Origin of the sequence: Ottowia sp. VDI28 (assembly GCF_049532675.1) — a bacterium.
Taxonomy (GTDB): Bacteria; Pseudomonadota; Gammaproteobacteria; order Burkholderiales; family Burkholderiaceae_C; genus Ottowia.
The window spans coordinates 909,792-923,849 of record NZ_CP149820.1; the positions used below are offsets into that span (position 1 = coordinate 909,792).

The window sequence follows — 14,058 nt, forward strand, 5'->3', positions numbered from 1 at the left end:
TGCAACGCGTGGTCGTCCGCCATCGGCTGGTAGTGGCCAGCCACCAAGCAACGCAGGCTTCTCACGCAGCCTGCTGTCCCAGTCGCCAGATGTCCAGGACTTATCGTCTTTGCCCGGAGATTACATGGCCTACTCATATACCGAACGCAAGCGCATCCGCAAGAGCTTTGGCACCCGCGACAGCGTGCTCGAAGTGCCGTACCTGCTGCAGATGCAGAAGGATGCCTACACCGCCTTCCTGCAAGCCGACACCGCGCCCAAGAAGCGTACGCACGACGGCCTGCAAGCCGCGTTTGAATCCGCGTTCCCGATCGTTTCGCACAACGGCTTCGTCGAAATGAAGTTCGTTGAGTACACGCTGGCCAAACCCGCATTCGATGTGCGCGAATGCCAGACGCGTGGCCTGACCTTTTCGTCCGCCGTTCGCGCCCGCGTGCAGCTCATCATCTATGACCGCGAGTCTTCCACTTCACAATCCAAGGTGGTGAAAGAGGTGAAGGAGCAAGAGGTCTACATGGGCGAAGTGCCTCTGATGACCGACAAAGGCTCGTTCATCGTCAACGGCACTGAGCGCGTGATCGTCAGCCAGTTGCACCGCTCTCCCGGCGTGTTCTTCGAACACGACAAGGGCAAGACCCACAGCTCGGGCAAGCTGCTGTTCTCCGCACGCATCATTCCCTACCGCGGTTCGTGGCTCGACTTCGAATTCGACCCCAAGGACATCCTGTTCTTCCGTGTCGACCGCCGCCGCAAGATGCCGGTCACCATTCTGCTCAAGGCCATCGGCCTGAACCCTGAGTCGATCCTGGCGAATTTCTTCGTCAACGACAACTTCCGCCTGATGGACAGCGGCGCGCAGATGGAATTCGTGGCCGATCGCCTCAAGGGCGAGGTGGCGCGTTTCGACATCACCGACAAGTCCGGCAAGGTCATCGTTGCCAAGGACAAGCGTATTACTGCGCGCCATACCCGCGAGATGGAGCAGTCGGGCACCACGCACATCAGCGTGCCTGAGGACTTTCTCGTGGGCCGTGTGGTGGCCAAGAACGTGGTCGATGGCGACACCGGCGAGATCATCGCCAAGGCCAACGACGAGCTGACCGAAGCGCTGCTGAAAAAGCTGCGCGAAGCCGGCGTGCAAGAACTGCAGTGCATCTACACCAACGAGCTCGATCAGGGCGCCTACATTTCGCAGACCCTGCGCACTGATGAAACGGTGGACGAGTTCGCTGCCCGCGTGGCCATCTACCGCATGATGCGCCCCGGCGAGCCGCCTACGGAAGACGCGGTGCAGGCCCTTTTCCAACGCCTGTTCTACAACCCGGATACCTACGATCTGTCGCGCGTGGGCCGCATGAAGTTCAACGCCAAGGTCGGCCGCGAGGAATCGACGGGTCCCATGGTGCTGACCAACGAAGACATCCTGGCCGTGGTCAAGATCCTGGTCGAGCTGCGCAATGGCCGCGGCGAGGTCGACGACATCGATCACCTGGGCAACCGCCGCGTGCGTTGCGTGGGTGAACTGGCCGAGAACCAGTACCGCACTGGTCTCGCGCGTATCGAGAAGGCCGTGAAAGAGCGTCTGGGCCAGGCTGAGCAAGATCCGCTGATGCCGCATGACCTCATCAACAGCAAGCCGATCTCGGCCGCGCTGAAGGAGTTCTTCGGCGCCTCGCAGCTGAGCCAGTTCATGGACCAGACCAACCCGCTGGCCGAGATTACCCACAAGCGCCGCGTCTCGGCCCTTGGCCCGGGCGGCTTGACGCGTGAGCGTGCTGGCTTCGAGGTGCGCGACGTGCACGTCACGCACTACGGCCGCGTTTGCCCGATCGAAACACCTGAGGGCCCGAACATCGGTCTGATCAACTCCCTGGCTCTCTACGCTCGCCTGAACGAGTACGGCTTTATCGAAACGCCGTACCGCCGCGTGATCGACGGCAAGGTCACCAACGAGATTGATTACCTCTCGGCAATCGAGGAAGGCAAGTACGTCATCGCGCAGGCCAACGCCACGCTCGACAAAGATGGCAACCTGACTGGCGACCTGGTTTCCGCCCGTGAAAAAGGCGACTCGATCCTGGTGGGCGCCGAGCGTATCCAGTACATGGACGTGTCACCGGCGCAGATCGTGTCTGTGGCGGCGTCGTTGGTGCCCTTCCTGGAGCACGACGATGCGAACCGCGCATTGATGGGCGCCAACATGTCTCGCCAGGCCGTGCCCGTGCTGCGTCCGGAAAAGCCGCTGGTCGGCACCGGTATCGAGCGCGTCGCCGCGGTTGACTCCGGCACCGTGGTCACGGCCAGCCGTGGCGGCGTGGTTGACTATGTCGACGCCACCCGTATCGTGATCCGCGTGAACGACGCCGAAGCCGTAGCCGGCGAAGTGGGCGTGGACATCTACAACCTCATCAAGTACCAGCGTTCCAACCAGAACACCAACATCAGCCAGCGCCCCATCGTCAAGAAGGGCGACAAGCTGAACAAGGGCGATGTGATCGCCGACGGCGCTTCGACCGACTTGGGCGAGATCGCCATCGGCCAGAACATGCTGATCGCCTTCATGCCCTGGAACGGCTACAACTTCGAGGATTCGATCCTGATCAGCGAGCGTGTGGTGGCCGATGACCGCTACACCTCGATCCACATCGAGGAACTCGTGGTGATGGCGCGCGACACCAAGCTGGGCGCCGAGGAAATCACACGCGACATCCCGAACCTGGCCGAGCAGCAGCTCAACCGCCTCGACGAATCCGGCATCATCTATGTCGGCGCTGAGGTGCAGCCGGGCGACACCCTGGTCGGCAAGGTCACGCCCAAAGGCGAAACCACGCTGACGCCTGAAGAAAAACTGCTGCGCGCCATCTTCGGCGAGAAAGCATCCGACGTGAAAGACACGTCCCTGCGCGTCGACCAAGGCTCGCAAGGCACCGTGATCGACGTTCAGGTGTTTACTCGCGAAGGCATTCAGCGTGACAAGCGCGCCCAGCAGATCATCGACGACGAACTCAAGCGTTACCGCCTGGATCTGAACGACCAGTTGCGTATCGTCGAGGCCGATGCCTTTGACCGTATCGAGAAGCTGCTGAACGGCAAGACTGCCAACGGTGGCCCGAACCGCATCGCCAAGGGTACCAAGATCGACAAGGCCTACTTGGCCTCCGTCGACAAATACCACTGGTTCGACATCCGCCCGGCGGAAGACGATGTGGCTTCCCAACTGGAAAGCATCAAGGCCTCCATCGAGCAGCAGCGCCACAGCTTCGACCTCGCGTTCGAAGAAAAGCGCAAGAAGCTCACGCAAGGCGACGAACTGCCCGCTGGCGTGCTGAAGATGGTCAAGGTGTACCTGGCCGTCAAGCGCCGCCTGCAGCCCGGTGACAAGATGGCCGGCCGCCACGGTAACAAGGGTGTGGTGTCCAAGATCGTTCCGGTCGAAGACATGCCCTACATGGCAGATGGCACTCCCGCCGACATCGTGCTCAACCCGCTGGGCGTGCCTTCGCGCATGAACGTGGGTCAGGTGCTGGAGGTTCATCTGGGCTGGGCCGGTAAAGGCATTGGCCTGCGCATCAATGAAATGATGCAGGCTGAAGGCCGTGTCGCGAAGCTGCGCCAGTTCATGGAAGAGCTCTACAACAGCACGGGCCGCAAGGAAGAGCTTGACAAGCTGAGCGATGACCAGATTCTCGAAATGGCCGGTAACCTGGTGAACGGTGTGCCGTTCGCCACCCCGGTGTTCGATGGCGCTTCCGAAGAGGAAATCCGTGCCATGCTGAAACTGGCCTACCCGGACGACATCGCCAAGGCGAAAGGCCTCACCGCCACGCGCACGCAGGCGAATCTCTACGACGGGCGTACCGGCGAAGCGTTCGAACGCTCCACCACCGTGGGTTACATGCACTTCCTGAAGCTGCATCACTTGGTCGACGACAAGATGCACGCCCGGTCCACCGGTCCATACTCGCTCGTCACGCAGCAGCCTCTGGGCGGCAAGGCGCAGTTCGGCGGTCAGCGTTTCGGGGAGATGGAAGTGTGGGCGCTGGAAGCCTACGGTGCTTCCTACACTCTGCAGGAAATGCTCACGGTCAAGTCCGACGACGTGCAAGGCCGTACCAAGGTGTACGAAAGCATCGTCAAGGGCGAGCACTCCATCGACGCCGGCATGCCCGAGTCGTTCAACGTGCTGGTCAAGGAAATCCGCTCTCTGGGTCTCGACATCGAGCTCGAGCGCTCTTAATTTTTGAAGGGAAAGAGTCATATGAAATCGCTACTCGACCTGTTCAAGCAATTCACGCCGGATGAGCATTTCGATGCCATCCGCATCGGCCTGGCTTCGCCCGAGAAGATCCGTTCCTGGTCTTTCGGTGAAGTCAAGAAGCCGGAAACCATCAACTACCGCACCTTCAAGCCCGAGCGTGACGGCCTGTTCTGCGCCAAGATCTTCGGCCCGATCAAGGACTACGAGTGCCTGTGCGGCAAGTACAAGCGCCTGAAGCACCGTGGCGTGATCTGCGAGAAGTGCGGCGTTGAAGTCACCCAGACCAAGGTGCGCCGCGAGCGCATGGGCCACATCGACCTGGCCGCGCCTTGCGCCCACATCTGGTTCCTGAAGTCGCTGCCGTCCCGTCTGGGCCTCGTGCTCGACATGACGCTGCGCGACATCGAGCGCGTGCTCTACTTCGAAGCCTATGTGGTGACCGACCCTGGCATGACCCCGCTGAAGAAATTCAGCATCATGAGCGAGGACGACTACGACGCCAAGCGCAAGGAGTATGGCGACGAGTTCATGGCCCGCATGGGCGCCGAAGGCATCAAGGAACTGCTGCAAGGCATCGACCTTGACATCGAGATCGAGCGCCTGCGCGGTGACCTTACCGGCTCCGAAGTCAAGGTCAAGAAAAATGCCAAGCGCCTGAAAGTGCTCGAGGCATTCAAGAAGTCGGGCATCAAGCCCGAGTGGATGGTGCTGGATGTGTTGCCTGTGCTGCCACCCGATCTGCGCCCGCTGGTGCCGCTGGATGGTGGCCGCTTCGCCACGTCCGATCTGAACGACCTGTACCGCCGCGTCATCAACCGCAACTCGCGTCTGCGCCGCCTGCTCGAGCTGAAAGCGCCCGAGATCATCGCGCGCAACGAGAAGCGGATGCTGCAGGAAGCGGTTGATTCGCTGCTGGACAACGGCCGTCGCGGCAAGGCCATGACGGGTGCCAACAAGCGTGCCCTGAAGTCCCTGGCCGACATGATCAAGGGCAAGAGCGGCCGCTTCCGCCAGAACTTGCTGGGCAAGCGCGTCGACTACTCCGGCCGTTCGGTCATTACCGTAGGCCCGACGCTCAAGCTGCACCAGTGCGGTCTGCCCAAGCTGATGGCGCTGGAGCTGTTCAAGCCCTTCATCTTCGCCCGCCTCGAGGCCATGGGTATCGCCAACACCATCAAGGCGGCGAAGAAGGAAGTCGAATCCGGCACGCCGGTGGTGTGGGACATTCTGGAAGAGGTCATCACCGAGCACCCCGTGCTGCTCAACCGCGCTCCGACGCTGCACCGCCTGGGCATCCAGGCGTTCGAGCCGATCCTGATCGAAGGCAAGGCCATCCAGCTGCACCCGCTGGTCTGCGCCGCCTTCAACGCCGACTTCGACGGCGACCAGATGGCTGTGCACGTGCCCCTGTCGGTGGAAGCACAGATGGAAGCGCGCACGCTGATGCTCGCTTCCAACAACGTGCTGTTCCCCGCTTCGGGCGAACCCTCCATCGTGCCGTCGCAAGACGTGGTGCTGGGCCTGTACTACACGACCCGCGAGCGCATCAACGGCAAGGGCGAAGGCCTGATTTTCTCCGACATCGGTGAAGTCCAGCGCGCGCTCGATGGCGGTGCAGTCGAGCTCACGGCCAAGATCAGCGTGCGCCTGACCGAGTGGAACAAGGACAAGGCCTCGGGCGAGTTCCTGCCTTCCACCAGCCTGGTCGACACCACTGTCGGCCGTGCGTTGCTGTCCGAGATCCTTCCCAAGGGCCTGCCGTTCGCGCTGATGAACAAGGCACTGAAGAAGAAGGAAATCTCGCGCCTGATCAATGCTTCGTTCCGCAAGTGCGGCCTGAAGGAAACCGTGGTGTTCGCAGACAAGCTGCTGCAGAACGGCTTCCGCCTGGCTACGCGCGCTGGTATCTCGATCGCCATCGACGACATGTTGGTGCCGACCGAGAAGCAGGGCATCATCGAGCGCGCCGAGAAGGAAGTGAAAGAGATCGAGCAGCAGTACGTCTCGGGCCTGGTCACCTCCGGCGAACGCTACAACAAGGTGGTGGACATCTGGGGCAAGGCCGGCGACGAAGTGTCCAAGGTCATGATGGCCCAGCTGGCCAAGCAGAAGACCACCGACCGCAACGGCAAGGAAGTCGATCAGGAGTCCTTCAACTCCATCTACATGATGGCCGACTCCGGCGCCCGGGGTTCCGCGGCTCAGATTCGTCAGCTGGCTGGTATGCGGGGCCTGATGGCCAAGCCTGATGGCTCGATCATCGAGACGCCGATCACGGCGAACTTCCGCGAAGGCCTGAACGTGCTTCAGTACTTCATCTCGACCCACGGTGCTCGTAAAGGCCTGGCCGATACCGCGCTGAAAACCGCCAACTCCGGTTACCTCACGCGCCGTCTGGTCGACGTGACCCAGGATCTGGTGGTCACCGAGATCGATTGCGGCACCAGCGATGGCTCGCTGATGCGCGCCATCGTCGAGGGCGGTGAAGTGATCGAATCGCTGCGCGACCGTATTCTGGGCCGCACGGCTGCGGAAGACCTGGTCAGCCCCGAAACCCAGGAAGTGGTCATCAAGGCCGGCCAGATGCTGGACGAAGATGCCATTGACGAGCTGGAAGCAGCCGGCGTGGACGAAGTGCGCGTGCGCACTGCACTGACCTGCGCCACGCGCTTCGGTATCTGCGCCAAGTGCTACGGCCGCGATCTGGGCCGTGGCGGCCTGGTGAACCAGGGCGAGGCCGTGGGTGTGATCGCTGCACAGTCGATCGGTGAACCCGGCACGCAGCTGACCATGCGTACGTTCCACATCGGTGGCGCGGCGTCGCGTGCGGCGGTGGCCTCCAGCGTCGAAGCCAAGAGCAACGGCCTGATCGGCTTCAACCCCACGATGCGCTACGTGACCAACAGCCGTGGCGAGTTGGTCGTGATTTCGCGTTCGGGCGAGATCATCGTTCATGACGAACACGGCCGCGAGCGTGAGCGCCACAAGGTGCCTTACGGCGCGACGCTGACCGTCAAGGCCGACCAGCAGATGAAAGCCGGCACCATTCTGGCCAACTGGGATCCGCTGACCCGCCCCATCATCACGGAATTCGCCGGTCAGGTGAAGTTCGAGAACGTGGAAGAAGGCCTCACGGTAGCCAAGCAGGTGGACGAAGTCACCGGCCTGTCGACCCTGGTGGTGATCGATCCCAAGCGCCGCGGCTCTGCCAAGATCGTGCGTCCCCAGGTGAAACTGGTGGATGCCGGCGGCAACGAGGTCAAGATCCCCGGTACCGACCACTCGGTGACCATCGGCTTCCAGGTGGGCGCGCTGATCCAGGTGCGTGACGGCCAGGAAGTGGGCCCTGGCGAAGTGCTGGCGCGTATTCCGGTTGAAGGCCAGAAGACGCGGGACATCACGGGCGGTCTGCCGCGCGTGGCCGAGTTGTTCGAAGCCCGCAGCCCGAAAGACAAGGGCATGCTGGCCGAGATCACGGGTACCGTGTCCTTCGGCAAGGAAACCAAAGGCAAGGTGCGTCTGCAGATCACCGATCCTGATGGCAAGGTGTGGGACGACCTGATTCCCAAGGAAAAGAACATCCTGGTGCACGAAGGCCAGGTGGTCAACAAGGGCGAATCCGTGGTCGACGGCCCGGCCGATCCGCAGGACATCCTGCGCTTGCTGGGCATGGAAGAACTCGCGCGCTACATCGTCGACGAAGTGCAGGACGTGTACCGCTTGCAGGGTGTGAAGATCAACGACAAGCACATCGAGGTGATCGTTCGCCAGATGCTGCGCCGCGTCGTGGTTGAAAACCCAGGCGATTCCAGCTACATCGCCGGCGAACAGGTGGAGCGCAGCGAAATGCTCGACACCAACGACGCCCTGCGTGCCGAGGACAAGATCCCGGCCACTTACACCAACCTGCTGTTGGGTATTACCAAGGCATCGCTGTCCACCGACAGCTTCATCTCGGCCGCGTCGTTCCAGGAAACGACCCGCGTGCTGACCGAAGCCGCCATCATGGGCAAGCGCGACGACCTGCGTGGCCTGAAGGAAAACGTCATTGTCGGCCGCCTGATTCCCGCGGGCACCGGCATGGCCTACCATCAGGCTCGCAAAGTGAAGGATCAGATGGACGAGGACGAGCGCCGCTCCATCGCTGAAGCCGAAGCTGCAGAGCTGGCCAGTGCGACCGAAGGCGGCGAAGCCACCGAAGCCGCGCCCGCTGATGAAGGAGCCTCGGCCGCGGATTGATCCGCTCTCACCGTGTGAGAATGACGCCTGCCGCGCTGGTCCAGCGCGGCAGGCGTTTTTTATTTGACTTCATGTGACGGAGAGAGATCCTCGGGGCCATGCTCAGTTCTTCCCTCATATTCTGGCTAGCTTGCGCAGTCACTTTTTTCTGGGCCGTTGGTGCCTACAACCGGCTTGTGCGCCTGCGCGCAGGGGTGCGCAAGGCATTCGCCGCGTTGGATGAGCTGCTTCTGCGGCAGGTGGTCTGGGTGCAGGGCTGCCTGCCGGCTTCCATGCGCAGCGGTGCCATGCCCGAAGAAGACGAAGGGAACGCCGCGATGCCGAGCGAAACCGAGGCCGTCTGGAGCCGGCTGTCCGCTGCCAGCGAACAGTTTTCAGTGGCTTTGGCTCATCTGCGCGCGCAACCGATCGACGGGGTGACCACGGCCAGCCTGGCCATGGCCCACGAGATGCTTCTCGCAGCATGGGATGGCGCCATGGAGAATGCGGTCGCTCCCGATGCCGACCCTTCGGCTGAGCGCCTGAATGCGCGCTGGATGACCTTGTTGCACCAGGCCGTGCCGCCGCAGGAGGCATTCAACTCAGCCGTCAATGCATACAACGGCGCCATCAGACAGTTCCCGGCCATTCTCCTGGCCAAGCTTTTCAGCTTTCGGCCGGCTGGCCAGATTCATCTTCTGAACTCATCTCGTTCGGCCGAGACGATCGGCCCACTGGTCTGAGTTTCACCGAGTTGCGCAGGTTTTCCTGCGGGTTTATCGGGGTTTTAAAAAGTCAACAAAGTTGACTTCATGTGTTAGGCTAATGATCAACCACCCTTCAGGACAAGGATGGGTGGTCGGTTCCTCGGTTCATTCGCTGTGCAACCCAGCTTTCGGAGGTAAGCCTTGAAAGATCATTCCCTGCTCTCGCGCCGAACGATTTTGCGGAGGTCGACTGCCATTCCGGCGGCCTCGATCGCACTCGGAGGTTCGGCATTTGCCCAGTCTTCCAGTTCCCCGCCGGGCATTCCCGAATCCATGAAGATACCGGGCGGCCCCTTTGTCAATCCGCCCTATGGTGTGCCGTCGGCCTTTGAGAAAGATGTGGTTCGCGTGCTGCCAAGCGCGCCGAATCCGTTTCCCACGGGGTCACGGTCTCCTCTGCAGTCGCTCTACGGCATCATCACGCCCAATGGGTTGTTCTTTGAGCGCCATCATGCGGGGGTACCGACGATCAACCCCGATCAGCATCGCCTCATGGTCCATGGCCTCGTGGAGAGGCCTCTGGTCCTGGATATGGAAGACATCGTCCGCTTTCCGTCCGTGAGCAAGATCCACTTTCTTGAATGCTCCGGGAACAGTTCGTCCCAATACGTGGGCCCTTCAGGCAAGACAGCCCAGGAAATACACGGCTTGCTGAGTTGCGGGGAATGGACGGGTGTCAAGCTGTCCACTATCCTGGCGGAAGTGGGTGTGAAGCCGAAAGCCAAATGGATTCTGGCTGAAGGTGCAGACGCCGCTGCCATGACGCGCAGTATCCCCATGGATCTGGCCATGAGCGAAGGCATTCTGGTCTACGCGCAAAATGGCGAGAAGCTGCGCCCGGAACAGGGTTACCCGCTGCGCCTTCTCCTGCCTGGTGTCGAAGGCAACATGAACATCAAGTGGCTCCGCCGACTCAAAGTCGGTGAAAAGCCTTTCTATACGAGGGAGGAAACCTCCAAGTACACCGACATTCTTCCAGATGGAAGCTCTTACGAATTCACATTTGCCATGGATGTGAAGTCGGTCATTCTCTCCCCCTCCGGTGGCCAGAAAATCCGTACTGGCTATCATGAAATCACCGGTGTGGCCTGGACAGGGCACGGGCGCATCAAAGGCGTGGATGTTTCCACGGATGGCGGCCGCACCTGGCGCCAGGCCGTGCTGCAGGAGCCTGTGCTCAGCAAGGCTCTGACGCGTTTCCGGCTGCCCTGGCAATGGGACGGTGCGCCCACCATCATTCAAAGCCGGGCCATCGACGAGGCTGGGCGTATCCAGCCGACCAGGAAGAAACTCGTGGAGCGGCGCGGCCCCAACTACGTGTATCACTACAACGCCATCCAAAGCTGGAAGGTGTCCGATTCTGGTGAGGTGTCCAATGTTCACGCCTGATCGTTTCTTCCATTCCTTCGCGGTCGCCGTCGTGCTGGCTACCGCTGTGGCGTCAGGAAGCGCAAGCGCCCAAACACACTACGGCTTTGGAAAACCCGCCACCCCGGAAGAGATTTCCGGTTGGAACATCGATGTAAGCCCTGATGGATCAGGGCTTCCCCAGGGCTCGGGCAGCGTCGAGCAAGGAAAGGCTCTCTATACCCAACTGTGTCTGTCATGCCATGGCGAGGCTGGCAAAGGCGGCACCGCCCCTGCATTGGCGGGCGGCGAGGGGACCTTGGCAACGCCGAAACCCAAGCGCACCATCGGCAGTTTCTGGCCTTATGCCACCACGGTTTTCGATTACATCAACCGGGCCATGCCTTGGGACAAGCCTCAGTCGCTCAAGTCTGACGAGGTATATGCCTTGACCGCCATGCTGCTGAACGCCAACAAGCTGGTGCCTGACGACGCAGTGATGAACGCTGAAACGCTGCCCAAGGTACGCATGCCTAATCAGAGTGGCTTCAAGAGCGCCAGAAAAGGCGAGAATGTGGTTCAAGGCTCCCGCTGCATGAAGTCCTGCTGATCTTGTCGGCCCCGTGGGGCCGCTCAAGGTCTTCAATAGGTGGACGGCCAAGTCTGCATCAGGTGCTTGCCGACACCGCCGGAGAGGCGGAGGCGGTGTACCTGTAGTGTCCTGATGAGGTAGTCCCGGGTCTGGTGCGGAAGGATCACGTTCTGCACCCCATAGATGGAAGCGATGTCGTAGACGTTGTTTCCTTTTTCCATTTCGGCTAGCTTTTCCTCGAAGCCCGGATCGCCGGGGTTGAGGCCGTGCACGATGTTGACGGCGAAGCTCGGGGTCATGAAACTCACTTCCGCCGTCGGCCATGCGGCGACTTCGTCGGAGTTGCGCCCCCCTCCCATGTTCAGGTAAGCCTGCCCATAGCTCTTCCTCAGGATGATCGAGATCTTCGGGACGGTCACCAACTGCAGGGCTGTCATGAAATTCATGATTTTCCCCGGCGCCCGCTTTCGTTCCGCATCCACGCCGATCATGAACCCGGGTGTGTCTACCAGCAGCACCAGGGGGATATTGAACGAATCGCACATCACGATGAAGCTGGTGATCTTTTCGCAGGCGTCCGTGTCCAGCGCACCGCCCTTGTGCAGAGGATTGTTCGCGATGACGCCCACCGTGTGCCCGTCCAGTTTCGCGAGGGCCGTGACCGCCACTTTGCCGAAGCGCGGTTTCATCTCGAAAACACTGTCCTTGTCGAAGATGGTCTTGACCACCTTGCGCATGTCATACACCTGAGTCCGGTTCACCGGCACGAGATCCAGGATCTTGCTCATGCCCTCGCCAGAGCCTTCCGGCACAGTTGCCACTGGGGGCGCCTCGTTGTGGTGGCTGGGCATGTACGCCAGGTAACGCTTGATTGCCTCAAGGGCCTCTTCGTCCGTATCCACCACCATGTCGACGAGGCCGGTCATATCCGAGTGCAGCTTCCAGCCACCGATCTCCTCAGGATCGATCTGCTCCTTGACTGCCATGGAAACCAGGCGAGGACTGGAGACGGCCATGATCGCGCCTTTGCGCATGACGCTGAAATCACAGAAGCCGGTGTACCAGGTCGAGGAACCATAGCAGTACCCCAGCACCGCGCCTGCCCAGGGTGTTTCACGAAAACGCATGTACTGGGTGGGATCGCTGCCCAGCATGGTGCCCATCCCGCGTGCGCCCATGGTGTCGGGCATCCGCGCACCGGACGACTCGCCCAGGAAGATCAGTGGAAGGCCGCGCGAGGTGGCCGTGCGCTTCATGTGGCTGATTTTCTTCGCGTTGGTGGCGCTGCTGGAGGCGCCCATGACCGTGAAATCGTTCGAGACCACGGCCACGTCGCGATCATCGATGCGAGCATAGCCGACGACCTTGCCATCGCCTGCCGAGCGGTCCCGCATGGACTCAACCACCGACGTGGCGAAGAGCCCGGATTCGATGAAGCTGCCTGGATCAACCAGCTTTTCGATGCGCTCGCGCGCATTCAGCACGCCAGCCGCTTTGCGCTCAGCCAGCTTGGCTTCTCCCCCCATGGCCATCGCCAACGCCTGGCGCTTTTCAAATTCCGCTTGCAGTTCCTCCGCAGCGCTCATCTTTACATCCAACATTTGCTTTCCTTGTCCTTTTTTGCTTGATGGTCCGTGCTTGCCTCGTTTGAATCAGGAGGCGCAATTGACGATGCCGCTTTCTTGAAGCCGCTGAACGCTGGCCGCATCCAGGCCGGCCAGCTCCGTCAAGATGCGCCTGGTGTCTCTTCCCACCGAGCCCCCTGCTTGCCGCAACTGTCCGGGCGTGCGTGAGAGCTTGGGAACCACACCGGCCATCGTCACCTGCTGCAGTGCCTCGTGCGGCACCTCGACAAGCATCTGACGATCCTTGAAATGCCCGTCGGCGAAGATGTCGGCCATCGTGTAGATGCGAGTGGCTGGAACCGCTGCCTTCTGCAGAAGCAATTCGAGATCGCTGAGATCATGCGCTGCTGTCCATTCGGAGATCAGCCGATCCAGATCCTCATGGTGCTCGGATCTGGCACGCGCGGACGCATATTCAGGCTGTTCCATCAATTCGGGACGTCCCATCGCCGCCGCCAGCCGGCGGAACACTGCTTCGCCCATGGCAGTGATATGAATATGGGACCCATCGCGGGTGGGGTAGAGATTGTTCGGTGTGCTGTCCGGGAGCCGCGAGCCGGCCCGGTTGGCGATATAGCCCAGCTTTTCATACGCAGGAATATGTGGTTCCATGAAGCTGAAGGCACACTCATAAAGCGCCGCGTCGACGCATTGGCCCTTTCCTGTGCTCTGCCGCTCCAGCAAGGCCATCACCGCGCCATAGGCGGCGTAGAGCCCCGTGAAGTAGTCGGTGAGAGAAACGGCCGCGCGCGTGGGGGGCCGATCCGGATCTCCCGTCACATGGCGCAGTCCGCCGACTGCTTCGCCGATCACCCCATAACCGGGCCGCTCGCGGTAGGGGCCTGTCTGGCCGAAACCGCTGATACGCACCATCACCAGCCTGGGGTTGATCTCCGACAACTCCTCATAACCCAGTTCCCACTTCTCCAGGGCACCAGGCCGGAAGTTTTCCACCAGCACGTCGCATTGCCTGACGAGCTGACGCACGATGTCGCGGCCTTCCGGGCTCCGAAGATCCAGTGCAACCAGGGACTTGTTGCGCAGGATGCTGGCGGCGTAGAGCGATTCCCCTTCGTAGCGCTTTCCCATCGTGCGCACCGCGTCACCCTCCATGGGCTCGACCTTGATGACCTCTGCACCGAAGTCCGCCATCAGCCGGCCGCAGAAGGGCCCTGCCACGGTCGATCCCAGTTCCAGCACGCGATATCCGGCTAAGGGGCCGAAGGCGGCAGGGCGTTCACTTTCTTTCAA

General features: G+C 61.3%; 7 protein-coding genes. 5 read left to right on the forward strand and 2 right to left on the reverse strand.

The features are described 5' to 3' along the window. Nucleotides 1-124 precede the first annotated feature (124 nt). From rpoB to WJU18_RS04295, 5 genes are all read left to right on the forward strand, one after another. On the forward strand, nt 125-4,237 hold the full coding sequence (rpoB, locus tag WJU18_RS04275; RefSeq protein WP_423458902.1) for a DNA-directed RNA polymerase subunit beta: 4,113 nt from the start codon (nt 125-127) through the stop codon (nt 4,235-4,237). 21 nt (nt 4,238-4,258) lie between these two features. Continuing rightward, the gene (gene rpoC, locus WJU18_RS04280) at nt 4,259-8,497 is read left to right on the forward strand and encodes a DNA-directed RNA polymerase subunit beta' (protein WP_423458903.1); all 4,239 of its coding nucleotides are present in this window, start codon (nt 4,259-4,261) and stop codon (nt 8,495-8,497) included. 98 nt (nt 8,498-8,595) lie between these two features. Continuing rightward, nucleotides 8,596-9,219, forward strand: coding sequence for a LemA family protein (locus tag WJU18_RS04285; protein WP_423458904.1), 624 nt, complete (start codon nt 8,596-8,598; stop codon nt 9,217-9,219). A 165-nt stretch (nt 9,220-9,384) separates the two neighbouring features. Further along, nucleotides 9,385-10,632: a sulfite dehydrogenase gene (gene soxC, locus WJU18_RS04290; RefSeq protein ID WP_423458905.1), complete on the forward strand. Its 1,248-nt coding sequence runs from the start codon at nt 9,385-9,387 to the stop codon at nt 10,630-10,632. Further along, on the forward strand, nt 10,619-11,200 hold the full coding sequence (locus WJU18_RS04295; protein WP_423458906.1) for a c-type cytochrome: 582 nt from the start codon (nt 10,619-10,621) through the stop codon (nt 11,198-11,200). Before soxC ends, WJU18_RS04295 begins: the two co-directional genes overlap by 14 nt. Nucleotides 11,201-11,232: 32 nt before the next feature. Here WJU18_RS04295 and WJU18_RS04300 read toward each other — a convergent pair whose 3' ends face one another. Together WJU18_RS04300 and WJU18_RS04305 are read right to left on the reverse strand one after the other, a co-directional pair. Beyond that, entirely contained in the window at nt 11,233-12,783 is a 1,551-nt protein-coding gene (locus tag WJU18_RS04300; protein ID WP_423458907.1) for an acyl-CoA carboxylase subunit beta, read from the reverse strand. Nucleotides 12,784-12,834: 51 nt separating this feature from the next. Then, on the reverse strand, nt 12,835-14,058 hold the full coding sequence (locus WJU18_RS04305) for a CaiB/BaiF CoA transferase family protein (RefSeq protein ID WP_423458908.1): 1,224 nt from the start codon (nt 14,056-14,058) through the stop codon (nt 12,835-12,837).

Excerpts from the sequence above, each read along its gene's own strand:
- rpoC (WP_423458903.1), top strand. The coding sequence starts at position 4,259 with ATGAAATCGCTACTCGACCTGTTCAAGCAATTCACGCCGGATGAGCAT.
- rpoB (WP_423458902.1), top strand. The coding sequence starts at position 125 with ATGGCCTACTCATATACCGAACGCAAGCGCATCCGCAAGAGCTTTGGC.
- WJU18_RS04300 (WP_423458907.1), bottom strand. The coding sequence starts at position 12,783 with ATGTTGGATGTAAAGATGAGCGCTGCGGAGGAACTGCAAGCGGAATTT.
- WJU18_RS04295 (WP_423458906.1), top strand. The coding sequence starts at position 10,619 with ATGTTCACGCCTGATCGTTTCTTCCATTCCTTCGCGGTCGCCGTCGTG.
- WJU18_RS04285 (WP_423458904.1), top strand. The coding sequence starts at position 8,596 with ATGCTCAGTTCTTCCCTCATATTCTGGCTAGCTTGCGCAGTCACTTTT.